Source organism: Amycolatopsis keratiniphila subsp. keratiniphila (genome assembly GCF_001620365.2).
In the GTDB taxonomy this organism is placed as follows: domain Bacteria; phylum Actinomycetota; class Actinomycetes; order Mycobacteriales; family Pseudonocardiaceae; genus Amycolatopsis; species Amycolatopsis keratiniphila.
Window position 1 is genome coordinate 12,948 of the sequence record NZ_LQMT02000008.1, and the last position, 21,669, is coordinate 34,616.

Consider the following 21,669-nt stretch of genomic DNA (forward strand, 5'->3'; position numbering starts at 1 on the left):
AGGAAAGCGTTGAAATGAACAGAAAGATCTTAGCCGCGACTGCCGCGGCCATAACCGGGGCAGGCTTGGTCACCGCCATCGCCCTGACCCCCAGCGCGAGCGCCGGTCAACAAGCCACCGCCGGCGACCAGGTCCAGTCCGAAATGCTGGCCGCGATGGCCCGCGATCTGAAGATCAGCCCCGACCAGGCCAAGCTCCGGCTCGCGAGCGAACAGCGCGCCGCGGTCGCCGACAACACGCTGAAGAAGCAGCTCGGCATGTCGTACGCCGGATCGTGGCTGGACGGCAGCGGGACCACGCTGACCGTGGCGGTCACCGACGCCGCCGTGGGCGATCTGGTGCGCGCCGCGGGCGCGACCCCGAAGACGGTGGCCCGTAGCGCCGCCGACCTCGACGCGGCGAAGCTCCGGCTGGACGCCAAGGCCACCAAGGCACCGAAGACCGTTCCCGGCTGGTACACCGACGTCACCACCAACTCGATCGTCGTACTCGCCAACGCCGGTGGCGAAGCCGCCGCGAAGTCGTGGGCGACCTCCTCGGGCGTGCCGTCCGACGTGGTCCGCGTCGAGACCAGCACCGAACAGCCTCGTCCGCTGATCGACATCATCGGCGGCAACGCCTACACCTTCGGCTCGGGCCGCTGCTCCATCGGTTTCGCGGTCGACGGCGGCTTCGTGACCGCCGGTCACTGCGGCACCACCGGAACCCGCACGTCGAACCCGAGCGGGACCGTGGCCGGTTCCAGCTTCCCCGGCAACGACTACGCGTGGGTCCGCGCCGACGCGGGCAACACCCCGCGCCCGCTGGTGAACCGCTACCCCGGCACCGTGCCGGTCGCCGGTTCGACCGAGGCGCCGGTCAACTCGTCGGTGTGCCGCTCCGGCTCCACCACCGGGTGGCGCTGCGGCACCATCCTGCAGAAGAACACCTCGGTCACCTACCCCGAGGGCACCATCACCGGCCTGACCCGGACCAACGCCTGCGCCGAGCCCGGCGACTCCGGCGGTTCGTGGCTCACCGGCGACCAGGCGCAGGGCGTCACCTCCGGCGGCTCCGGCAACTGCACCTCCGGCGGCACCATCTACTTCCAGCCGATCTCGGAGATCCTGAGCGTCTACAACCTGCGCCTGACGGTCAGCGGGAACCCGCCGTCCAGCACCACCACCACGCCCACGACTCCGACCACGCCGACCAGCCCGACGACGTCGAACCCGCCGGGCGGCACCTGGGCGCCGTACACGTACTACGGCTCCGGCGCGACCGCCACCTACGGCGGCAGCAACTACCGGGTCATCCAGCCGCACACCTCCTTGCCCGGCTGGGAACCGCCGAACGTGCCCGCGCTTTGGGAACTCGCCTGACCTGGACCGCCCCCGGCGACCCGACCTCGCCGGGGGCGGTTCCTCCTCTTGACGACGGCGCGCGGGCGGCGGATCTCGAATCCCTCGTCCCCCGCGCCCGCCGCGGTGACCCCGCGGCGACGAACGAGCTGATGAGCATCGTCCAGCCGGTGGTCGCGGACTACTGCCGCAGCAGGATGGACGGAACGGACGCGCGGGTGATCGCCGCGGAGGACGTCGCGCAGGAGACCTGCCTCGCCGTGCTCACCGCGCTGCCCACCGCGAGGACCACCGGCGGCTCCTTTCTCGCCGCCGTCCTCGGGATCGCCGCCCGGAAGGTCGCCGCTGCCTTCCGGAGGCGAGCCCGGGACAGGTCGGAACCCACACCCGATCCGCCCGAACGCGCGACGCCCGAGACCGACGAACCCGAGCGGCTGGCCCTCGCCGCCGACGGCCACGACCGGTTGACGCGGCTGATGAGCACCCTTCCCGGTATCCAGCAGGAGATCCTCCGGTTGCGGATCACGGTGGGGATGACGGCGCCCGAAACGGGAGCGGTCCTGCGGGTGAGCCCTGGTCTGGTCCGGGTCGCCCAGCATCGCGCCCTGCAGAAACTCCGCACGATCATCAGCGAGGACGACCTGTGATCAGCCCCCTCATCGGTCCCGGGGACGGCCACACCTGGCCGATGGACATCGACGTCCGGCATCTGCGGCTCCTCGACGCGATCGCGTCGGCGGGCAGCATCGCGAAGGCCGCCACCGCGCTCGGGCTCTCCCAGCCCGCGCTGAGCGCGCAGCTCCACCGGGTCGAACGGGCACTGGAACGGACGGTGTTCGAACGCGACCGGCACGGCGTGCGGCCCACCGCGCTGGGCGAAGTGCTGCTGAACCACGCGCGGCGCGTCCTCGCCGCGGCGGACGACCTCGAACTGGCCATCCGCCGGTTCCACACCGCCCCCGACGAGGGGCTGCTCCGGATCGGCGCGCTCCCGACGGTCTTCGCCGAGACGTTGAGCGGCGTGGTCGCCGCGGCCGCCCCCGGCCGTCCGGTCGAACTGCTCACGGTGACCAGCCGGACCGCGCTGTTCTCGGCGCTTCTCGACGACACGGTGGAATTGGCGCTGTACGTGGACCACCCCGGGCAGGAAATCGTTCCGCCCGAGGGAATCAACCTGCTTCCCGTCGGAACGGAGCCGGTGTTCGTGACCGTGTCCCCGGAGCATCCCGTGGCCGGACGCGGTGAGGTTTCGCTGGCGGACCTCGACGGCTCGGCCTGGCTCACCGCGGCCGGTGGGGACGACGAGTTCCTCGATCACCTGACTGATCAGTGCGCACGGGCCGGGCTCGGCGCGATCACCGTGCGGAAGCTGGAACCGGCGGTGCTGCGGCAGACCGTCCGGCGTGATCCCCGTGCGGTGGCGCCGGCCCAGTCCCTCGATTCCGGTTCCACGATGCCCGGCCCGGTGGTCGCGCTCCGGGGTGTACCGCTGAGGACGCGTCATCTCCTGCTGTGGCGCGACGGCTCACCGGTCGACGTCCCGGCCGTCCGAAGTGGACTGGTGCACGCGATCACCGAGCTGGCCGCGATCCGCCACCGGCTTCCCGAGTGGGCGGCGGCGAATCCCGGCTGGCTCGGGACCTAGCGCTGGATGCAGTCGAGGCCGAGCCCGAACGCCGTGAGCACGTACTGGCAGATGTGCGTCGCGTGCACTTCGTCGGTTTCCAGGCAGCCCACCGGAATGCCCAGCAGGTCCACCGCGCACGACGCGTAGAACTGATTCGGGCTGCCGGGCACCGGGTCCGCGGCGGCGGGCGAGGCGGTGACGGCGCCCGCGGAGACCAAGAACGTGACCGCGGCCGCCAAGGCGGCGATTCGAGACTTCATCGTTCTCTCCTTTTCTTCCCCTGGCGGGTCGATGTCCCGCGTATTCCCCGGATCCGGCCGGTTCACCTGCCGATCACCGGAAAGTGTCACGGGTGACGTACACCGATGACGTCGCCCGACGGGCGCCGCGGTCCCCAGGCCGGTCCTAGCTTGAGTTCATGCCCGCCTTTGGGAAGCTCGCCCTCACCGCCGCCGTTCTGCTCACCGCCGCATGCGGCGCTCCCCCGGCGGCGCCCGCACCACCTCCTGGCACGGCCGCCGGCTGGTCGCCCGCCCCCGTCGTGCCGTTGCCGTCGCAACCGCCGCCTTCGCTGGTCGTGGACGCGCCCTTGCCCGATCAGCTGGCGATGGGGCTGGTCGTGTTGCGGTACCGGGCGGAAAACCTCCGGATCGTCCCGGTCTACGGCCCGGCCGCCCTGGACGTGTCGCCGCGGATCGGCCACATCCACGTGACCGTCGACGACGCGGCGTGGCACTGGGCGGACGGCAGCGGGGAGCCGCTGATCATCCAGTCGCTGCCGGCGGGACCGCACAAGGTGTGGATCGGGCTCGCCGATCCGACGCACAAGATCCTCGACGAGAAAACGGTGAACTTCGTCGTTCCCGTCCACAGTGGACACCACTGAGAAATTTTGGAGACCCTCGATGACTTTGGATCAGTACTACCTGCTCGGCCGCTCCGGGCTGCGCGTCAGCCGGATCGCGCTCGGCACGATGAACTTCGGCACCGGCGGTTTCCACGCCGCGTACGGCAAGACCGAGGACGAGGTCCGCCCGATCTTCCGCGAGTACCTCGACGCGGGCGGGAACTTCGTCGACACCGCGGACTTCTACACCGCGGGCGAAAGCGAGACCATCCTCGGCCGCCTCATCGCCGAGGCGAAAGTGCGCGACCGGGTCGTGCTCACCACCAAGTACACCAACAGCGTCGACCCCGGCGATCCGAACGCCGGCGGCAACGGCCGCAAGCATCTGATCCGGGCGCTCGAAGCATCGTTGCGGCGGCTGGGCACCGACCACGTCGACCTGTTCCTGCTGCACACCTGGGATCGCGTCACGCCGGTCGAAGAGGTGATGCGCACGTTCGACGATCTGGTGCGCGCCGGAAAGATCCGCTACGCCGGGCTTTCCGACGTGCCCGCTTGGTACGCCGCGCGAGCGCAGAGCTTCGCCGAGGCGAACGCGCTGACCCCGGTCGTCAATCTCCAGCTGCCCTACTCGCTCGTGGAGCGGACCATCGAGACCGAACACGTGCCGATGGGACGGCATCTCGGGCTCGGCGTCACCGCGTGGAGCCCGCTGGCAGGCGGATTCCTCACCGGCAAGTACCGGCCGACCGGCGAGACGCCGTCGGGCGAAGGCAGGCTGAGCGATCCGGGAAGCTCAGGGAAATCGTGGACTGACCGGGATTGGGCGTTGCTGAAGCCGCTGGAGAAGGTCGCGGACGAACTCGGTGTCACGATGGCGCAGGTCGCGATCAACTGGGTCACGACCCAGCCGGGCGTCGCGGCGGCGATCGTCGGGGCGAGCAGCGCGGACCAGCTGGGCAAGAGCATGGCGGCGCTGGACTTCGAACTGCCGCCGGATCTGCGGGCGCTCCTCGACGAGGCGAGTGCCGTTCCGCCGGAGTCGGTGTACCGGATGTTCACGCCCGAGTACCAGAACTGGGTGATCTCGCCCGGGGTGAAGGTCGGGGACAAGCCGGCGGGGTACGCGCCCGAGGTGCGGAACTGGTGACCGGGCTCCGCGGGTGATGGGGTGTTGCCGGAATTCGGCGACGGGCTTGGCCTGACTCTGTCGCCGATTTCCGGCGACCGGTGTGGATGGCCGACTCGGAACGACCGGCATTGGGCGGACGGTCGCCGTTTCGCGGCAACTGACCTGCTGGTCGTGTCATAGGCGTCTCGGGGGCCGACGCCGTTCTGGCCGTCGTCGGTTTCCGGCGACGGGCCGGGATGGCCAGGCCGAGCTCACGTGAACCGGTCGCCACATCCCGGCAACGAACCGGCCGGTCATGCCATGGCTGCCCCGACGGCACCAACACCGGCCAGAACCGTCGCCGATTTCCGGCAACCGCCGAGACAACCACCTCGCGACCCGATCAGGAACTCCCCGACTTCCTCCGCTGATTGGCCTGAAACCGCGCCTTCTTCGACCGATTCCCGCACGTGTTCATGTCACACCACCGACGTGTGCGGCTCTGGCTGGTGTCGAAGAAGGCGGCCAGACAGGTCGGCGACGCGCACAACGCCATCTTCCCGTCCCGTTCGCCCGAGATGATGCTGATCGCGTCGGCGGCGATCACGCTGAGGGCGTCTTCCACGCCGGCGACCCGCCATCGCCGCTCGCCTTCGGAGGTCAGGACGGCCGCGGCCCGCCCCTGAACGCTGCGGTCGTTGATGACCTGGACAGCGGCAGCGGGCAGGACTTCTCGAGTCGCGGTCGCGGTCGCGGCGGCGTGAATCGCTTCCCTCAGTTCCCGGGCGAGGTCGAGCTGGGCCGCGGTGCAGGACTCCACGGCGAGGCCGCTCACCGCCAGCCAGTCCACGAGCCGCTGCGGCGTGGGAATGCGCTCCACGGGCTCACCACGACGCTCCGTCAAAGTCGCCGTGAAGCTGGTCGCCAGCACGCTGCCGAGGCGGAAGTCGGGGAAGCCGGATCGCATGGAACCACCTTAGCCGGTTGCGTCGCGGCGGGACGAGCTGTTAGAACCGTCTTAGCCGGTTCACGACAGGAGGTCACATGACCAGCGAAGTGCAAGCCTTCGAAGCCCACGCGACCGACGCCGAACTCGACGATCTGCGTGCCCGATTGGCCGCGGCGCGGCTACCGGAAGCCGCGACGGTCCCCCGCTGGGGGCAGGGCGTTCCTCTCGCCGACCTGATCGAGGTCGTGGACTACTGGCGCACGGAGTACGACTGGCGGCGGTTCGAAGATCGCCTCGACCGGATCGGGCAATACCGCACGACCATCGACGGCCTGGGGATCCACTTCCTGCACCGCCGGTCCGCCCGCGCCGACGCCACTCCCCTGGTCCTGACGCACGGCTGGCCGGGCAGCATCGCCGAGTTCGTCGATGTGGTGGACGAACTGGCGGACCCGGCGGCCCCGGACACACCGGCGTTCCACGTCGTGGTCCCGTCGCTGCCGGGCTTCGGCTACAGCGACAAACCGGCCACCACCGGATGGGGAACCGAAAAGATCGCGGCCGCCTGGGTCGAACTCATGGGCAGGCTCGGCTACGACAGGTTCGCGGCCCATGGCGGCGACTGGGGCGGCAACATCACCACGGTCCTCGCCGGCCGGTTCCCGGACCATGTTCTCGGTATCCACACCACGTTCGCGGAGGGACCGCCCGGGCTGACGACCGAAGGACTCACCCCGGCCGAGCGCGAATGGACCGAGGAGACCTACGACTTCTGGCACCACCGCGCGGCCTACGCCAAACAGCAGGCGACCCGCCCGCAGACCATCGGCTACTCGCTCGTCGACTCTCCGGTCGGCCTGCTCGCCTGGATCCTCGACAAGTTCGCCGAGTGGTCGGACACCGAGGACAGCCCGTTCGAGACGATCTCCCGGGACCGCATCCTCGACGACGTCACCCTGTACTGGCTGACCCGGACCGGCGCGTCTTCGGCCCGCATCTACTACGAGAGCCACGACTCGCTCGACCCCGAACTCCGCGTCGACGTCCCGGCGGCGATCACCGTCTACCCCCGCGACATCGAGAAGTACCCGCGCCCCTGGGCGCAGGAGCGGTACCGGCGGATCGTCCGATGGAGGTCACCCGAGTCCGGCGGACATTTCCCGTCCCTGGAGGTTCCCGGGTATTTCGTCAAGGATCTACAGGAAGGCCTCGCGGCGGTGCGGCAAGCGGTATAGGTCGTTATACGATCCTCGACACGGGGCCGCCCGCCTTCACCCGGTCGTAGATCGCCCTCAGCCATGGCTGCCGAACGGCCGGAAGCCGCGCCAGCGTGTACAGGAAGACGTCCGGCGCGGGTGAAAGAGGCCCCCTCGGACGCTTCGGCAACGGGTCGTCCCGGAGAACACCCGCCGGCATGACCCCGGAAACCGGGGCGGTCACCGGGTCCTGTCCGAAAGCCAGCCAGGTCCACACCTCGGCCGCCAGCGGGACCACGTCGGTCGCGCTCGAATGCGGCCACGGACGTCCGGTCACCGGATGCCGCGGCACGAGAGCGATGTCGTCGGAATCCGGCAATCCGGGGCCCGCGAGTGCCAGGTTCCGGCGCGGCGGGCCGGACGAAGGCAGGGCGAGAGCGGCGCCGAAGACCGCGGAGACAAAACCATCCTCCACGGCGATCGTCCCGCCCCCGGAAACCGCGAACAGATGCGCCAGGGCATCGCCGACGGCCGCTTCCCAGTACGGGCACCACGCTCCTGAGGGTTCGACCGGCGGTAAACCTTCGAAAGTCCAGTCCTCGACAAGAGATTCTTCGGAGGGCTCGAATCGCACGGAGTCCGGGACGAACCGCACCTCCTGCCAGCGCGAGCAGTCGTCGATCCGGGTCCCCACCTCCAGTCCACAGCTAGCGCACGCGAGGTTGGGACCGCTACGGCCGTCCACGCCGTAGCAGTAGCCGTCGCACCGTTCCGGAATCAGCACTGTCTCGCAGGTGTCCCCCGGCGCGACCACGATCGATCCGGCCGCCCCGTCCGAAAGCAGGAGGACGGGCGCGAACAGCCTTCGAGCTTCCGCTTCGCTCTCGTCCCACGCTCGCCACGGCGGGCCGAACGGCTCCGGGTCGACGGCATAGGTCCCCGCCCGCATGAGCGGCGGCAGCAGGGCGTGCCCGTAACTGTTGCGCGCGTGCACCGGGAGAGCGACCCGTGTGACCGGCACGGTCAGTTCGGCGCCACAACCCGCACAACAGAACACGACCACCAGCCCCACCCCCAGCCAGGTCGCCAGACTACGCCGGCCCGAGGAACTCCCCCGCCACCGCCGCGAATTCTTCCGGTCTGCTGCCGTGCACCCGATGTCCCGCGTCCTCGACGACCACCAGGCGACAGTCCGGGATCAGCCCGCACATCCGCTCCAGCGACTCACGGCCCACATGACTGGACGGCCCACCGCTGATCAGCAGGGTCGGCGCCGTGATCACGCCGAGCCGCTCCCACCAGGCAGGGTCGGGCGTGCGGAGTTCGGTCATGATCGGGTCGATCAGCCGCCAGTCGAACGGCAACGGCCCGGACGGCTCCTGCGCGGGAGCCAACGGTTCCAACGCCTCGAGTGGAGGTGGCGGGGTGTCCTCGACGACCAGCCGCCGCACGCGGCCGGGCAGCCGCTGGGCGAGCAGCACGGCGACCCGGCCGCCCATCGAATGACCGACCAGGTCCGCTTCCTCGCCGAGGAGTTCGGCCACGCCGTCGGCCATCGCGTCGAGCGAGTAGCTCTCCACGTGGGCACTGTCGCCGTGCCCCGGCAGGTCGACCGCCACGACACGGCGATCCAGGCGGGCGGCGAAATCGTCCCAAGTGCCCGCCTTGCTGCCCAGGGCGTGCAGCAGGACGACGGGCACCCCGCCGGACGGGCCGGTCTCCCGGAAGGCGAGCATCAGGCCCGCAGGTGCGCCCGGTCCGGCGCGACGGCATGCCGCAACGGTTCCCCGAGCACGAATCGCCGCAGTTCCGCCGCCACGAGTTCGCCCATCCGCGCACGCTCGGCGCCCAGCGCGCCGGCCAGATGCGGGGTGAGCACCACGTTCGGCAACGTGTACAGCGGCGAATCCGGCTCCGGCGGTTCCGGCCAGGTGACGTCGAGGATCGCGGTGAGATCGGGACGCTCTGCCAGCACCGGGACGACCGACGGTTCGTCGACGACGGCGCCGCGGGCGGTGTTGATCAGGGTCGCGCCGACGCCCATCCTTGCCACCAGCTCGCCGTCGACGAGCCCTTCGGTCTCCGGCAGCAACGGCGCGTGCAGGCTGACCACGGGACACGTGGCGAACAGTTCGTCCAGGCCCACCAGCCGCACGCCGAGGCCGTCGGCGGTCGCCGGGTCGACGACGGGGTCGCTCGCGAGCACTTCCACGTCGAAACCGCGCAAATGCGACGCGACGAGAGCACCGATCTCGCCGAGACCGAGCAGTCCGACGCGGGACCGGTACGCGCCCGCGACCCGCGGATCCGGCGGATAGGCCCGCCGCTCCCGGATCTCCCGGGAGATGCGGTGCACCTGCTTGAGTCCTAAGAGGACCTGGGCCAGGGTGAACTCGGCGACCGGGACGGCGTTCGCGGCCGCGGCGGACACGATCGGCAGCTCACGCGCCCAGAACTCGGGCGTGGTCAGCGGCCGGACCGAGCCGGCCGCGACGAGCACGGCCCGCAGGTCCCGCGCGTGTCCCAAAAGGACGGAGTCCAGCACCGGGGCACCCCAGCCGGACAGCAGGATTTCGACGCCTTCCAGCGCCGCCGGGTCCTCCGCCAGCCGCTCGCGGGTGAGCGGTTCACGCAGGTCCGCCAGCGTGCCGATCTCCTTCAGCACCGCCTCGGGGTAAACGTCGTCGCGGCGGCGCTCCTCCATCACGAGAAGTGCTGTCGGCCGGTGTCGCAGCTCGGTCATTCCTACCTCCGGCGGCGACCATACATCGGATGCCTGAGCCGGTCCACGGACGGCGAGTCCCGCGCAGAGGCAAACACGGGAGATTGAAATTCGTAATGATCGGACCATTGACCGGAGACCGGGAAAGCGCTTACCGTCCCCTCCGAGGTAGACAGCGTGGTCCACAGTGAACAGGAGAAGCGATGCGGAAATCGCGGTGGATCGGCGTGGGACTCACTGTCTCAGCGCTGGTCCTTTCGGGCTGCTCGGCAGGCCCCGCCGGAACGAACGTCGCGCAGGACACCAAGGCGCCGTTGGAACTGTGGACCCGGACGACCCCCGGCGGCCCCGGCGAACAGGCCACCAAGCGGCTCGCGGAAGCCTTCGAGAAGGCCACGGGATTCAAGGTGCAGGTCACCGCGATCTTCGACGACTTCGAGACGAAGCTGGCCCAGCGCGCCGCCCAGCGCGACCTGCCGGACATCGTGATGAACGACGTCACCCAGGTCGGCACGCTGAAGAGCCAGGGTCTCGTGCGTGAGATCGAACAAGGCAAGATCAAGCACGCGTCGGAGCTCACCGAGCAGGCGCTGAAGTCCAACCAGACCCCGGACGGCAAGCTGTACGGCCTGCCCTACAGCGCGCAGGCTTCGGCGTTGCTGATCCGCAAGGACTGGCGCGAGAAGCTCGGCAAGGGCGTCCCGCAGAGCTGGGCCGAACTGGCGGACCTCGCCAAGGCCTTCACCACCGGCGACCCCGACGGCAACGGGAAGAACGACACCGCGGGCCTGAACGCGACGCTGTCGACCAAGCGGGGTTACGCCTCCTGGTACTTCTCCAACTTCCTGTGGGCCGCGGGCGGCGACTTCATCACCGAAGCCGGTGACGGCAAGTACAAGCCCGCGATGAGCACGCCCGAATCCGTGGCCGCGGTGCAGTGGTTCCGCGACCTCGGCTGCAAGGACAACGTGATCCAGCCCGGTTCGGTCACCATGCCGACCCCCGCGACCAACGAGACCTTCGAAGCGGGCAAGGCCGGGATGTACGTCGTCGGCCCGTACCTGCTGCCCCGGTTCGACAAGTCGCTCGGCAAGGACAAGTACGAGGTCGTCCCGATGCCGAAGGGCGCCAAGAACGCCGACGTCCTCGCCGAGGGCCTGTCGATCTTCATGATGGCCGGTTCGCCGAACCAGGCAGGCCAGGACGCCTTCGGTGACTTCGCGATCTCGGCCGACGGCCAGAAGATCGGCATGGAGGGCGAGTCGGCCTTCATCGTGCAGCTCCCGGTGAACAAGAACGTCGACATCACCCAGGTCCGCTCCGACCCGCGGTGGAAGACCTACGCCGAGATCTACGCGAAGTCCGGCCACTACGCGCCGTCCATCCCGAACTGGACGCCGGTCCGCCAGGACACCGCCGACACGATCAGCGCGCTCGTCGCCGACTGCAAGCTCGATCTCAAGGCGGAACTGTCCAAACTCGACACCAAGCTCACCGCGACCTTGCAGCAACAGGGGATCAGCGCCTCATGACCGTAGATCACGCCAAGCCGGCGGCCGTCGGCGCGGACCGTCCCGCCGTGAAGCGGGCGCCCGCGCCGAAGGCCCGCAGGCGCAGCGACCGCGACGGGAAGTGGTGGACGCCGTGGCTGTTCCTGGCCCCCGCCCTCATCCTGTTCGTGTACTTCAAGTTCATCCCGATGATCACCGCGGTGACGATGTCCTTCCAGGACGTCCAGCCGTATCTGGGCAACCAGTGGGTCGGCGGGCAGAACTACAGCACCGTCCTCGGTGACGAGGCGTTCCACTCCGCGATCTGGCACACGGTCGTGATCGCGGTCGGGCAGACCGCGGGGTCGATGATCCTCGGCCTCGCGCTCGCCCTGCTGATGGAGGGCCAGAGCAAGCGGCTGAAGTTCCTGCGGTCGGCGGCGTTCCTGCCGGTGGTCGTGCCGATCGCGGTGGTCGCCGAACTGTGGCGCATCATGTACCACCCGACCGAGGACGGGATGCTGAACTCCATCCTCGGCCTGGTCGGGCTGGGCCCGTCGGGATTCATCAACGATCCCGACACGTCGATGGTCTCGGTGATCATCACCGGGATCTGGCGCGGCGCCCCGTACGACATGATGATCTTCCTGGCCGGTCTGGCCGGTATCGACCGCGGCCTCTACGAAGCGGCCACTGTGGACGGTGCCTCCCGCTGGCGGAAGATCCTCCACGTGACGCTGCCCGGCCTGCGGTCGGTGTTCTCGATCCTGTTCGTCCTCGCGGCGATCCGCGGCCTGCGCGTGTTCACCGAGGTGTTCCTGCTGACCAACGGCGGGCCGAACGGCTCGACCGAGGTGGCGATGACCCTGATCTACAAACTCGGCCTGGAACAGAACCGGCTGGGCGTCGGCGCGGCGGGCGCGGTCCTGCTGTTCCTCGCGACGCTCGTGCTCACCCTGTTCGTCCAGGTGCTCCGACGGAGGCGAGACGCATGACCGCGGCCAACGATTCCGCCCTCGGCCTCGACGCCGTCAAATCACCGGCCGGACGGGTCCTGAAGTTCGTCCTGTACGCCCTGCTGCTCCTGGTGTTCGCCGGGCCGCTGCTGGCGCTGCTGGTCAGCGCGTTCAACGACGTCTCCGATCCGACGGCGCTGAGCGTCGTCCCGTCGAGCCCCACCCTGGACAACTTCGGCATCGCCTTCGACCTGGGCGTGGGGATGTATCTCCTCAACTCGTTCCTGGTGGTCGGCTTCGGCCTGCTGCTGCAGGTCGTCGTCTCGGTGCTGGCCGGCTACGCGCTGGCGCGCAAGAAGTTCCGGTTCATGACCTTCGTGCTGGTCGCGATCCTGGCGACGCTGATGCTGCCGGAGGAGATCCTCGCGATCCCCCTCTCGCTGATCCTGTCGGATCTGCCGGTGGTGCATCTGAACCTGATCGGCAGCCTCGCCGGGATGATCGTGCCGCTGGGCGCGTGGGCCTTCTCGATCCTGGTGATGACCGAGTTCATGAAGGACGTCCCCCGCGAACTCGAAGAGGCCGCGCGGATCGACGGCGCCGGCGATCTGCGGATCTTCGCGCAGATCATCCTCCCGATGTGCAAGCCCGCGCTCGGCGTGATCGGCGTCTTCGGCTTCACGATGATCTGGGACCAGTACCTGCTGCCGTTGCTGGTGTCGACCGACGCCTCGACCTACACCCTGCCGCTGGCCCTGCGGACCTTGCGGATCGACACGAACGTCACGCCCGGCGTGATCATGGCCGCGTCGCTGCTGGCGCTGCTCCCGTCGGTCGCCGCGTTCCTGTTCTTCCAGCGTTCGTTCGTCCGTGGCCTCGCCTCGGGCGCGCTCAAGGGCTGACCCACCATCACAAGGAGCGATGTGAGTTCCACCGCCTGGTTCACCCACGACCGGTTCGGGATGTTCGTCCACTGGGGACTGTATTCCCTGGCCGCCCGGCACGAATGGGTGCAGAACCACGAGAAGCTGACCGACGAGCAGTACCGGGTCTACTTCGATCACTTCGAGCCGGACAAGTACGACCCGCGGTCCTGGGCGCGCGCCGCGAAGGCCGCGGGCATGACCTACGTCGTGCTGACCACCAAGCACCACGACGGTTTCTGCCTGTGGGACAGCGACCTCACCGACTTCAAGGTGACGAACACGCCGTACGGCAAGGATCTGCTCGGCCCGTTCGTCGACGCCTGCCGCGAGGAAGGCCTGAAGGTCGGCTTCTACCACTCGCTGATCGACTGGCACCACCCGGCTTTCCCCGTCGACGGCACCCATCCCCGCCGTGACGACGCGGAGTACATCGCGGCGCACCAGTACGCCGACATCGCCGAGTACCAGCTCTATCTCCACGGTCAGGTGCGCGAACTGCTCACCCGCTTCGGCACGATCGACTACCTGTTCTTCGACTTCTCGTACAAGGGCCGCAAGGAATGGTGGGGCGGCAAGGGACCGGCCGACTGGGACTCCCCCGGCCTGCTCGCGCTGGTCCGCGAACTCCAGCCCGGCATCCTGGTCAACGACCGCACCGGGATCCCCGGCGACTTCATCACCCCGGAGCAGTACCAGCCGTCCGGCCCGATGACCCGCGACGGTGTCCCCGTGGTGTGGGAGGCGTGCCAGACCCTCAACGGCAGCTGGGGTTACGACCGCGACAACCTCGACTACAAGAGCCCCGAACTGCTCATCCGGATGCTGGTCGACGGCGTGTCCAAGGACGGCAACCTGCTGCTCAACGTCGGGCCGAACGGCCGGGGCGAGATCGACCCCCGTGCGCACGAAGTCCTCGCCGAGATCGGCCGCTGGATGGACCGCCACGAACGCTCCATCCGCGGCTGCGGTCCCAGCGAGTTCACCGCGCCCGCCGACGGCCGCTACACCCAGCGCGGGGACCGGCTGTACCTGCACCTGTTCAGCTGGCCGATGAACCACGTCCACCTGCCCGGGCTCGCCGGGCGGGTGCGTTACGCCCAGTTGCTCGACGACGCCTCGGAAATCCGGCAGGTGCACACGGATCCCGGGCAGACCGCGCAGAACACCCAGATGGGCGGGCAGCCGGAAGGCACGCTCACCCTGAAGCTCCCCATCCGGAAACCGGACACCCCGGTCCCGGTGATCGAACTGTTCCTCAGCACCGAAAGCCCCGCCGCCGAAACCCGCCCCACCGATTGAGCACGGAGGCATCATGGATCGCAGAAGGTTCCTCAGCGGCGCCACCCTCGGCGCCGCGCTGATCACCGTCCCCTGGGTCACCGCGGGCACGGCGTCGGCCAAACCGCAGGGGCTGTGCGCACTGAACGTCAGTTCGCTGACCGAGTTGCAGACCGCGATCAACCGGGCGGCTCCCGGTGCCGTCATCACGGTGGAGAACGGGACGTACGCCGTGCCGTCGGGCAAGCCGATCACCGTCAAGGGCAGGCGCGGCACGAAGGACCAGCCGATCACGATCATCGCCCAGTCCCGCGGCGGGGTGACGTTCACCGGTGAGCAGAGCTTCGTCTTCGACGACTCCACCGGTGTCACGCTCAGCGGATTCGAGTTCCGGCAGAGCACCACGCTGGAGATCCCCGCGAACTGTTCGCGAATCCGCCTCACCCGCAACGATTTCCAGCTGGCCGACCTCCCGGACCTGGACTGGGTGATGGTCCGCGCCGACTACAGCAAGGTCGACCGCAACCATTTCCACCACAAGACGACGATCGGCGTCATGCTCTGCATCGAGGGCGCGGACGACGACAAGATGGCTACCGGCGTCCACGTCGTGCGGAACTACTTCTCCGACCACAGCTTCGCCGGCGACAACGGCGGCGAGCCGATCCGGCTCGGGGTCAGCCCGCGCGCCCTGAGCACCGCCTCCGCCACGGTGGAGTACAACCTGTTCGAACGCGCGAACGGCGACCCGGAGGCGATCTCGGTCAAGTCGTCGGGCAACTTCATCCGCCACAACACCATCCGGAACAGCCGGGGCGGCATCGTGCTGCGCCACGGGAACAAGTCCGTCGTCGAAGCCAACTTCATCCTCGACGGCAAGGACGGCATCCGGATCTACGGCAACGACCACAAGATCGTCAACAACTACATCGCCGGACTGTCCAGCAGGGCGCTGGTCGTCGGCAGCGGCACCGTCCGGGACCACTTCCCGGGAGAATCGAAGGAATCCCGCCGTAAGAACGACGCGGCGGACCGGGTGCTCATCGCGCACAACACGCTGCTGAACAACGGCGGCACGCTCTCCGGCGAGACCAACCGGACGATCGAACCGCGCGACTGCACGATCTCGGACAACATCTTCGTCGGCGACAACGAAGACCTGGTCTCGATGAGCACCACGGGCAACTTCACCTGGTCCGGCAACATCCTGTGGGGTTCGGGCGGGAACGGCAACATCCCGGCCGGCACCTTCCGCCGGGTCGACCCGAAGCTCGTGCAGGGCACCGACGGGATCTCGCGGCTGGCCGCGGGCAGCCCCGCGATCGACTCGGCGACCCTCTCGACCGCACCGGTCACGCTGGACATCGACGGTCAGGCCCGCGGCAGCCTGCGTGACGTCGGCGCCGACGAGTACTCGACGGCCGCCATCGCCAACCGGCCGCTCACCACCGCGGACGTCGGCCCCGGCGCTCCGTAGTGAAAGCCGGGCTCACGCCGGCGGCAGCCCCCGCCGGCGTGAGCCCACCGCACCACCTTGGGAGGAACCATGGCGCAGCGTGCCGCGGGTTCGGCCACCCTGGCCGACGTCGCCCGTGAGGCCGGAGTGTCGCTCGCGACGGCGTCGAGGGCGCTCAACGGCGGGACGAGACAGGTCAGCGGCACCCTGCGCGAATCGGTGCTGCGGGCCGCGGAACGCTTGCAGTACACGGCGAACGTGCCCGCGCAGGCGATGGCCCGCGGCCGCGGCAATGTCGTCGGGCTGCTGGTGCACGACATCGTCGACCCGTACTTCTCCTCGATCGCGTCCGGCGTGATGCGCGTGGCCGCCCGGCACGGGCTGACGGTCACCATCGCGAGCACGGAAAACCATCCGGAGAAGGAACTCGAGTACGTCACGACGTTGCGCGGGCAACGGGCTCGGGCGGTCATCCTCGCCGGGTCGCGGAACGAAGACAGTGCCCTGCAACGGAATCTGACCAAGGAACTCAAGGCGTTCGAGGCCGCCGACGGCCAGGTCGTGGTGATCGGGCAGCGGAAACTCCCCTTCGACACCGTCATGCTGGAGAACCGCGCGGGAGCGGCGGATCTGGCCGAACAACTCGCCCGGCTCGGGCACCGTGACTTCCTCGTCCTCGCCGGGCCGTCCGGCCTGCTGACCTCGCGGGACCGGGTGCTGGGTTTCCGTGACGGCCTCGCCCGCCACGGCGTGCCCTTGCCCGAAAACCACGTGCTGCGCGCGGAATTCACTCGCGACGGCGGCTACGCGGCGATGGTGCGGGCGATCGAGAGCGGCTTCCGCGGCTGCGTGTTCGCGGTCAACGACGTGATGGCCGTCGGCGCGATGGCCGCCTGTCGCGACCGCGGTCTGCTGGTCCCCACGCAGATCGCGATCGCGGGGTTCGACGACATTATTACCTTGCGCGACATAAGGCCTTCGCTGTCGACTGTGCGGGTGCCGATCGAGCGCATGGGCGAACAGGCCCTCGACTTCATCCTCGACCACCGCGCGGACGGTCCCCGTGTCAAGCCGATCACCGGCGAGGTCGTGCTGCGGGAAAGCACTCAACCGTTGGAGGGAAAATGATCCGCCCGGGACTGTGTTCGGTGACCTTGCGGCGGCTGGACGCCGACGACGTCGCCCGTCGCGCCGAGGAGGCGGGGCTGCAGGTGATCGAATGGGGTGCCGACGTCCATGTCCGCCCCGGTGACGACTGGGCGGCCGAGCGCGCGTTCGAGGCCATGGCACGGCACGGGCTGACCTGCGACTCCTACGGTTCCTATTTCCGCGCGACCCCGATGGAGACCGGGAAGTTCGGCGAGATCGCCGCCACCGCGGTCCGGCTCGGCGCCTCGCGGATCCGGGTGTGGGCGGGGAAAGCGGGCTCCGAGGACGTCGACTCCTACGAACGCGAGCAGATCGTCGCCGGGCTCCGCGAGGCCGCCGACGTCGCGAACGAGCACGGACTCGAAGTCGCGCTGGAGTTCCACGGCGGGACGCTGACCGATACCGCCGAATCGACCGTGCGGTTGCTCGAAGAGGTCGGCCGCGACAATCTCGGCACCTACTGGCAGCCGCCGCAGGATCTGCCGGACGAGCAGGCGCTGACAGGGCTGGAACTGGTACTCGACCAGGTCCGCGCGGTGCACGTGTTCTCGTGGTGGCCCAGCAACGAGCGGCATCCGCTGACCTTCCGGACGGAGCTCTGGACGCGGGCGTTCGGTCTGCTCGCCAAGGCCGGACGGCCGCTCGACGCGTTGCTGGAGTTCGTCCCGGACAACGACCCGGACCTGATCCCCGGTGAGGCCGACTCGCTGCGGAAGCTGATCGAGGCGGGCGCGTGAGGTTCACCGAAGCCGACCGCCTGCTGTTCGCCGGCGACTCCATCACCGATTCCAGCCGCGACCGCACCGATCCCGCGTCGCTCGGCAAGGGCTACGTGCGGCGGATCGCGGATCTCCTCGGCGACGGCCCGGAGGTGCTCAACCGGGGGATCAACGGAAATCGGATCTACGACCTCGAAGCCCGCTGGGCCACCGACGTCCTCGCGGCGCGTCCCACGGTGCTGACGGTGAAGATCGGCATCAACGACACCTGGCGGACGTTCGACCGCGGCCTGCCGAGCCCGATCGACAAGTTCCGTGCCGCCTACTCCCGGCTGCTGGCGGGCGCACGGCGGGATCTCCCGGCCGAGTTGTACGTGATCACGCCGTTCCTGCTGCCGGTGGAGCCCGAACAGCAGGACTGGGTCGCCGATCTTGCGCCCCGTGTCGAGGCCGCGATCGAGGTGGCGACCGAGTTCGGCGCGCGGCTGATCCGCGCGGATCTGTTCATGCCGCGGGCGGCCGCCGAGCACGGGGCGGCGACGCTGGCCCCGGACGGCGTCCACCCCAGCCCGCTGGGACATCGCCTGCTCGCCGAAGCCTGGCTCGCGGCGGCCGGGTCGCCGGTCCAGGAGGCCCCGCTCTCGTAGCGGATACAGTTGCGTCCGTGAACCGGGATGCCGTCATTGCCGGACGTTACCGGCTGGAGCGCGAGGTCGGCCGGGGCTCGATGGGCGTGGTGTGGCGGGCGCGGGACGAGCGGCTCGACCGCACGGTGGCGCTCAAGCAGCTGCTGCCGGACACCTCGCCGGACGGCGCGCCGTTCCGGTCGATCGTGCGCGCGATGCGGGAGGCCAGGGTCGCCGCGCGGCTCAAGCATCCGCACGCCGTCACCGTGTACGACGTCGTGGAGCAGGACGGAACGCCGTTCCTGGTCATGGAATACCTGCCGTCGCGGCCGCTGACGGACCTCCTAGCGGACGACGGCCTGCTCCCCGCAGGCCGGGTCGCGGAACTCGGCGCGCGGATCGCCTCGGCGCTGGCCGCCGCGCACGAGGACGGGATCCTGCACCGCGACGTCACGCCCAACAACATCCTGATCACCGGCGACGGGAACGCGAAGATCGCCGATTTCGGCCTGTCCCACGCCACCGGGGAAGGGACCATGACCGGCGGCGGGCTCGTCGTCGGCACTCCCGCCTACCTCTCCCCCGAGGTCGCCGACGGCGAGGAACCCGGCTACCCGTCGGACGTGTTCTCGCTCGGCTCCACGCTCTACACCGTGCTGGAGGGTGCGCCGCCGTTCGGCACCGACGCCAACCAGATCGCGCTCCTCAAACGGGTCGCCCGCGGCGAGATCGTCACGCCCCGCACCACCGGCCCGCTCACGGACGTCCTGCTGCGCATGCTCCGGCGCGATCCCGCGGAACGGCCGGACATGGCCGAGGCCGGACGGATGCTCGCCGCCGTCGCCGACGGCCGTCCGGCGATCCTGGCCGGCACCAAACGGCTTCCCGCGCCCGCCCGCCGATCGCGCTTGCCGATCGCCATCGCGGGCGGCGTGGTGGTGGCGGGAGGCGTCCTGGCGGGGATCCTGCTGTTCGACGGCGACGCACCCGACGCCGTCGCCCCGGTGGCGGTGCCTTCGCCGTCGGCCGCGAAGCCGGTGTGCGAAGCGCGTTACGAGATCGCCAACCGCTGGCCCGGCGGCTCGGAGATCCGCGTGTCCGTCCGCAACGCCCAGGACACCCGGCTCACCGGCTGGGAGGTCAGCTGGACGCTGCCGCCCGGCACCCGTATCGCCAATCTGTGGAACGGTTCCCTCGCGCAGGACGGCGATCGCGTGCGAGTGTCCGAAGTGGACTGGAACGCGGTACTACCCGCCGGCGGGACGACCACGTTCGGCTTCATCGCGACCACCGAGGACGACGGCGGGGACACGCCGGTCGCGGTGTGTCGGAGTTCCTGAGCTGGTTCCCTGCGGAGGCCGTCGTGAGTGGCGATTCGGGTTCTAACCCGAATCGCCACTCACGACCACCTGGACCGAACGGCGGCTTCGCGTGATCGAACGGACAACACGTGTGATCAGACGGACGACACGCGTGACCGGAGGGACGACACGACCGCGACGAAGCCGCAGCCGCGAGTCGTCCGTCCAAACACACGTGTCGTCCATCCAGACACGCGAGTCGTCCATCTGGTCACGCAAGATCGCCAGTGGCTAACGTGCGGTCGATTCCCGCGCGTTCAGGCGCACGGGAACCTCGATCCGGTTCGGCCCACCGTCGACACCCTCGACGAGGTCCATCAACGCCGTGGCGGCACGGCCGCCCACCTCACGGGGATGCACGAACATCCCGGTCACCTGCGGCGAAACGAGCCGGAGCGAACCACTGTCGACGGCACTGCAGATCCCGAGCCCGTCGGGTACCGCGAGCCGTCGGCGGCGGGCCTCGTGGAGGACGCCGAGGGCAAGGTTCTCCGACGTCGTGAAGACGGCATCCGGACGTACCGGGCGGTCGAGCAGCCTGCCCAGCGCATCCGCCGTGCCTTCGGTGGTCGGCGGCTCGTCGATCTCGACCACCACCGGCTCCAGTCCCCGCTCCTCCAGCCAGCCGGTGTAGCCCGCGACCAGGTCCGCCGCGTACGACCGGCGGGTGTCGGTGGTGATCATCGCCGGCCGCTCGTAACCGTTGTCCGCCAAGTGATCCAGCATCAGCCGGGCGGCCGCGACCAGGTCGTTGTCGACGACGACCGGCACCGGGCACGGCGCCGCCATCGGCCGTCCGACGGTGACCAGAGGCCGGTCACGGCACCAGCCGGTCGCGAAGAAAGGCTCGTCGCCACGGGGATCCACCAGGATCGCGCCGTCGACGGCGAAGGCGTTCAGCCGGTCGAGGTCGGCGTCCGTCGGGGCGAGAAGCAAGGCGTACGACCGTTTCGACGCGGCCTCGGCCGCCCCGTTGAGCACTTCGAGGAAGTAGTCCGAGTTGGGCACGAGCGCGCAGGCGCTGCTCGCGTCGACCGAGTTCGCGAGCTGGATCGCCAGGGTGCGGCTGCGCCGGGTGACCAGCTGCTGCGCGTGCACACTCGCCTGATAGCCGAGGTCGGCCGCCGCCCGCGCGACCCGCTGCCGGGTCTGCTCGGAGATCCGCCCCTGTCCGCTGAGCACGTGGGAGACGGTGGTGATCGAGACCCCCGCGGCGGCGGCGACGTCACGGATGGTCGGCGACACTCAGGCCTCCACGGGCGGTCCCCAGACGCGGTTCGGCCGGTCGGTGTCCAGCCGATAGTCGGTGACATGGGCGTCGCCCAGCCTACGGCCGAGATCCTCCGCCGCCGCCAACGGCCGGGCGGGATCACGCTCCACCTCGCCCCGGCTGTTGCCGACGCCGACCACGATCCCGGCGAGATCCTGACGCAGATACCGGGTGAGTTCCTGGAACTGGGCCTCGAGGCCGAGCGTCGCGCCGCGATAGCTCTCCTCGCAGGAAATCAGCACCGCGGCCCGTTTACCCATCAACCCAGGCACGACGTCGGCGGTGTGCGGCGAACTGCCGGAGGTGTAACAGAAAAGCCGGTCGAAGAACGACTTGAGCCGCCCGGTCATGCCGTACCAGTGCAGTGGCGTCGCGTAGACGATCGCGTCCGCCGGGAGCACGTGATCGAACAGCAGACGCTCGTAGCCGTCCCCGATGCCGCACGACCGATCGCTCAGCCGGCAGTCACGGCAGTCGCCCAGCGGCGACTCGACGAACTCGGAGAGCCGGGCGAAGTCGACCGTGTGCCCGGACTCCTCCGCACCTTTGCCCAAAGCCTGCGCGAGAGCCCAGGAATTGCCTTCACGACGCGGGCTCGAATCGAGCACCAAGACCTTCACGTGGTTCTCCCCGGAGAGACTGCAAA

22 protein-coding genes are annotated in these 21,669 nt (G+C 69.5%); 15 read left to right on the forward strand and 7 right to left on the reverse strand.

What is annotated here, in order from left to right:
* The first annotated feature begins 14 nt into the window (after positions 1 to 14).
* The 3 genes from AVR91_RS06980 to AVR91_RS06990 are packed head-to-tail and all read left to right on the forward strand — an operon-like array spanning position 15 to position 2,985.
* Entirely contained in the window at positions 15 to 1,361 is a 1,347-nt protein-coding gene (locus tag AVR91_RS06980) for an alpha-lytic protease prodomain-containing protein (protein WP_063276498.1), read from the forward strand.
* Positions 1,346 to 1,987: a sigma-70 family RNA polymerase sigma factor gene (locus AVR91_RS06985; protein ID WP_228708295.1), complete on the forward strand. Its 642-nt coding sequence runs from the start codon at positions 1,346 to 1,348 to the stop codon at positions 1,985 to 1,987. The genes AVR91_RS06980 and AVR91_RS06985 overlap by 16 nt, the downstream gene beginning before the upstream one ends.
* Complete coding sequence (locus AVR91_RS06990) at positions 1,984 to 2,985, forward strand: LysR family transcriptional regulator (RefSeq protein ID WP_063276496.1); 1,002 nt, start codon at positions 1,984 to 1,986, stop codon at positions 2,983 to 2,985. Before AVR91_RS06985 ends, AVR91_RS06990 begins: the two co-directional genes overlap by 4 nt.
* Here AVR91_RS06990 and AVR91_RS06995 read toward each other — a convergent pair.
* A complete protein-coding gene (locus tag AVR91_RS06995; RefSeq protein WP_063276495.1) occupies positions 2,982 to 3,227 on the reverse strand; it encodes a hypothetical protein in 246 nt (81 codons plus the stop codon). The two genes, AVR91_RS06990 and AVR91_RS06995, sit on opposite strands and share 4 nt — an antisense overlap.
* Before the next feature lie 158 nt (positions 3,228 to 3,385).
* On the opposite strand from AVR91_RS06995, the gene AVR91_RS07000 reads away from it, so the two are divergent.
* Complete coding sequence (locus AVR91_RS07000) at positions 3,386 to 3,853, forward strand: DUF6130 family protein (protein WP_228709143.1); 468 nt, start codon at positions 3,386 to 3,388, stop codon at positions 3,851 to 3,853.
* 19 nt (positions 3,854 to 3,872) lie between these two features.
* The gene (locus AVR91_RS07005; protein WP_063276493.1) at positions 3,873 to 4,964 is read left to right on the forward strand and encodes an aldo/keto reductase; all 1,092 of its coding nucleotides are present in this window, start codon (positions 3,873 to 3,875) and stop codon (positions 4,962 to 4,964) included.
* 364 nt (positions 4,965 to 5,328) lie between these two features.
* On the opposite strand, the gene AVR91_RS07010 is transcribed toward AVR91_RS07005, so the two are convergent.
* On the reverse strand, positions 5,329 to 5,892 hold the full coding sequence (locus AVR91_RS07010; RefSeq protein ID WP_063276492.1) for a CGNR zinc finger domain-containing protein: 564 nt from the start codon (positions 5,890 to 5,892) through the stop codon (positions 5,329 to 5,331).
* Positions 5,893 to 5,969: 77 nt separating this feature from the next.
* On the opposite strand from AVR91_RS07010, the gene AVR91_RS07015 reads away from it, so the two are divergent.
* Positions 5,970 to 7,109 (forward strand): epoxide hydrolase family protein, encoded by a 1,140-nt coding sequence (locus AVR91_RS07015; RefSeq protein WP_063276491.1) that lies wholly within the window; start codon positions 5,970 to 5,972, stop codon positions 7,107 to 7,109.
* A 4-nt stretch (positions 7,110 to 7,113) separates the two neighbouring features.
* On the opposite strand, the gene AVR91_RS07020 is transcribed toward AVR91_RS07015, so the two are convergent.
* From AVR91_RS07020 to AVR91_RS07030, 3 genes are read right to left on the reverse strand one after another with little or no spacing between them, the layout of a single operon-like run.
* Complete coding sequence (locus AVR91_RS07020; RefSeq protein WP_063276513.1) at positions 7,114 to 8,133, reverse strand: hypothetical protein; 1,020 nt, start codon at positions 8,131 to 8,133, stop codon at positions 7,114 to 7,116.
* 28 nt (positions 8,134 to 8,161) lie between these two features.
* Entirely contained in the window at positions 8,162 to 8,806 is a 645-nt protein-coding gene (locus tag AVR91_RS07025) for an alpha/beta fold hydrolase (RefSeq protein WP_063276490.1), read from the reverse strand.
* Positions 8,806 to 9,813 carry a hydroxyacid dehydrogenase gene (locus tag AVR91_RS07030; RefSeq protein ID WP_063276489.1) on the reverse strand — a complete coding sequence of 336 codons (1,008 nt, stop codon included), beginning with the start codon at positions 9,811 to 9,813 and terminating at the stop codon, positions 8,806 to 8,808. Before AVR91_RS07030 ends, AVR91_RS07025 begins: the two co-directional genes overlap by 1 nt.
* A gap of 182 nt (positions 9,814 to 9,995) precedes the next feature.
* Between AVR91_RS07030 and AVR91_RS07035 the strand changes: the two genes are divergently transcribed.
* The 9 genes from AVR91_RS07035 (at position 9,996) to AVR91_RS07075 (ending at position 19,732) form a co-directional block, all read left to right on the forward strand.
* Positions 9,996 to 11,324 carry a sugar ABC transporter substrate-binding protein gene (locus AVR91_RS07035; protein ID WP_063276488.1) on the forward strand — a complete coding sequence of 443 codons (1,329 nt, stop codon included), beginning with the start codon at positions 9,996 to 9,998 and terminating at the stop codon, positions 11,322 to 11,324.
* Positions 11,321 to 12,277 carry a carbohydrate ABC transporter permease gene (locus tag AVR91_RS07040; RefSeq protein ID WP_063276487.1) on the forward strand — a complete coding sequence of 319 codons (957 nt, stop codon included), beginning with the start codon at positions 11,321 to 11,323 and terminating at the stop codon, positions 12,275 to 12,277. Before AVR91_RS07035 ends, AVR91_RS07040 begins: the two co-directional genes overlap by 4 nt.
* Complete coding sequence (locus AVR91_RS07045; protein ID WP_063276486.1) at positions 12,274 to 13,140, forward strand: carbohydrate ABC transporter permease; 867 nt, start codon at positions 12,274 to 12,276, stop codon at positions 13,138 to 13,140. The genes AVR91_RS07040 and AVR91_RS07045 overlap by 4 nt, the downstream gene beginning before the upstream one ends.
* Positions 13,141 to 13,161: 21 nt before the next feature.
* Positions 13,162 to 14,463: an alpha-L-fucosidase gene (locus AVR91_RS07050; protein ID WP_063276485.1), complete on the forward strand. Its 1,302-nt coding sequence runs from the start codon at positions 13,162 to 13,164 to the stop codon at positions 14,461 to 14,463.
* Positions 14,464 to 14,476: 13 nt separating this feature from the next.
* On the forward strand, positions 14,477 to 15,919 hold the full coding sequence (locus AVR91_RS07055) for a polysaccharide lyase 6 family protein (protein ID WP_063276484.1): 1,443 nt from the start codon (positions 14,477 to 14,479) through the stop codon (positions 15,917 to 15,919).
* A 69-nt stretch (positions 15,920 to 15,988) separates the two neighbouring features.
* Positions 15,989 to 17,026, forward strand: coding sequence for a LacI family DNA-binding transcriptional regulator (locus AVR91_RS07060; RefSeq protein WP_063276483.1), 1,038 nt, complete (start codon positions 15,989 to 15,991; stop codon positions 17,024 to 17,026).
* Positions 17,023 to 17,784, forward strand: coding sequence for a sugar phosphate isomerase/epimerase family protein (locus AVR91_RS07065; RefSeq protein WP_228709144.1), 762 nt, complete (start codon positions 17,023 to 17,025; stop codon positions 17,782 to 17,784). Before AVR91_RS07060 ends, AVR91_RS07065 begins: the two co-directional genes overlap by 4 nt.
* The gene (locus tag AVR91_RS07070; RefSeq protein ID WP_063276482.1) at positions 17,781 to 18,413 is read left to right on the forward strand and encodes a GDSL-type esterase/lipase family protein; all 633 of its coding nucleotides are present in this window, start codon (positions 17,781 to 17,783) and stop codon (positions 18,411 to 18,413) included. Before AVR91_RS07065 ends, AVR91_RS07070 begins: the two co-directional genes overlap by 4 nt.
* A 17-nt stretch (positions 18,414 to 18,430) precedes the next feature.
* Positions 18,431 to 19,732 carry a protein kinase domain-containing protein gene (locus AVR91_RS07075; protein ID WP_063276481.1) on the forward strand — a complete coding sequence of 434 codons (1,302 nt, stop codon included), beginning with the start codon at positions 18,431 to 18,433 and terminating at the stop codon, positions 19,730 to 19,732.
* 252 nt (positions 19,733 to 19,984) lie between these two features.
* Here the strand turns inward: AVR91_RS07075 and AVR91_RS07085 are convergent, their stop codons facing one another.
* Together AVR91_RS07085 and AVR91_RS07090 are read right to left on the reverse strand one after the other, a co-directional pair.
* Positions 19,985 to 20,998 carry a LacI family DNA-binding transcriptional regulator gene (locus tag AVR91_RS07085; protein ID WP_063276479.1) on the reverse strand — a complete coding sequence of 338 codons (1,014 nt, stop codon included), beginning with the start codon at positions 20,996 to 20,998 and terminating at the stop codon, positions 19,985 to 19,987.
* Positions 20,999 to 21,643 (reverse strand): flavodoxin family protein, encoded by a 645-nt coding sequence (locus AVR91_RS07090; RefSeq protein ID WP_063276478.1) that lies wholly within the window; start codon positions 21,641 to 21,643, stop codon positions 20,999 to 21,001.
* Positions 21,644 to 21,669 lie beyond the last annotated feature (26 nt).

What these genes read in the sequence shown, in the direction of transcription:
- AVR91_RS07055 (WP_063276484.1), top strand. Translation starts at nt 14,477, where the DNA reads ATGGATCGCAGAAGGTTCCTCAGCGGCGCCACCCTCGGCGCCGCGCTG.
- AVR91_RS06995 (WP_063276495.1), bottom strand. Translation starts at nt 3,227, where the DNA reads ATGAAGTCTCGAATCGCCGCCTTGGCGGCCGCGGTCACGTTCTTGGTC.
- AVR91_RS07040 (WP_063276487.1), top strand. Translation starts at nt 11,321, where the DNA reads ATGACCGTAGATCACGCCAAGCCGGCGGCCGTCGGCGCGGACCGTCCC.
- AVR91_RS07025 (WP_063276490.1), bottom strand. Translation starts at nt 8,806, where the DNA reads ATGCTCGCCTTCCGGGAGACCGGCCCGTCCGGCGGGGTGCCCGTCGTC.
- AVR91_RS07030 (WP_063276489.1), bottom strand. Translation starts at nt 9,813, where the DNA reads ATGACCGAGCTGCGACACCGGCCGACAGCACTTCTCGTGATGGAGGAG.
- AVR91_RS06980 (WP_063276498.1), top strand. Translation starts at nt 15, where the DNA reads ATGAACAGAAAGATCTTAGCCGCGACTGCCGCGGCCATAACCGGGGCA.
- AVR91_RS07065 (WP_228709144.1), top strand. Translation starts at nt 17,023, where the DNA reads ATGATCCGCCCGGGACTGTGTTCGGTGACCTTGCGGCGGCTGGACGCC.
- AVR91_RS07005 (WP_063276493.1), top strand. Translation starts at nt 3,873, where the DNA reads ATGACTTTGGATCAGTACTACCTGCTCGGCCGCTCCGGGCTGCGCGTC.
- AVR91_RS07060 (WP_063276483.1), top strand. Translation starts at nt 15,989, where the DNA reads ATGGCGCAGCGTGCCGCGGGTTCGGCCACCCTGGCCGACGTCGCCCGT.
- AVR91_RS07045 (WP_063276486.1), top strand. Translation starts at nt 12,274, where the DNA reads ATGACCGCGGCCAACGATTCCGCCCTCGGCCTCGACGCCGTCAAATCA.
- AVR91_RS07010 (WP_063276492.1), bottom strand. Translation starts at nt 5,892, where the DNA reads ATGCGATCCGGCTTCCCCGACTTCCGCCTCGGCAGCGTGCTGGCGACC.
- AVR91_RS07000 (WP_228709143.1), top strand. Translation starts at nt 3,386, where the DNA reads ATGCCCGCCTTTGGGAAGCTCGCCCTCACCGCCGCCGTTCTGCTCACC.
- AVR91_RS07015 (WP_063276491.1), top strand. Translation starts at nt 5,970, where the DNA reads ATGACCAGCGAAGTGCAAGCCTTCGAAGCCCACGCGACCGACGCCGAA.
- AVR91_RS07035 (WP_063276488.1), top strand. Translation starts at nt 9,996, where the DNA reads ATGCGGAAATCGCGGTGGATCGGCGTGGGACTCACTGTCTCAGCGCTG.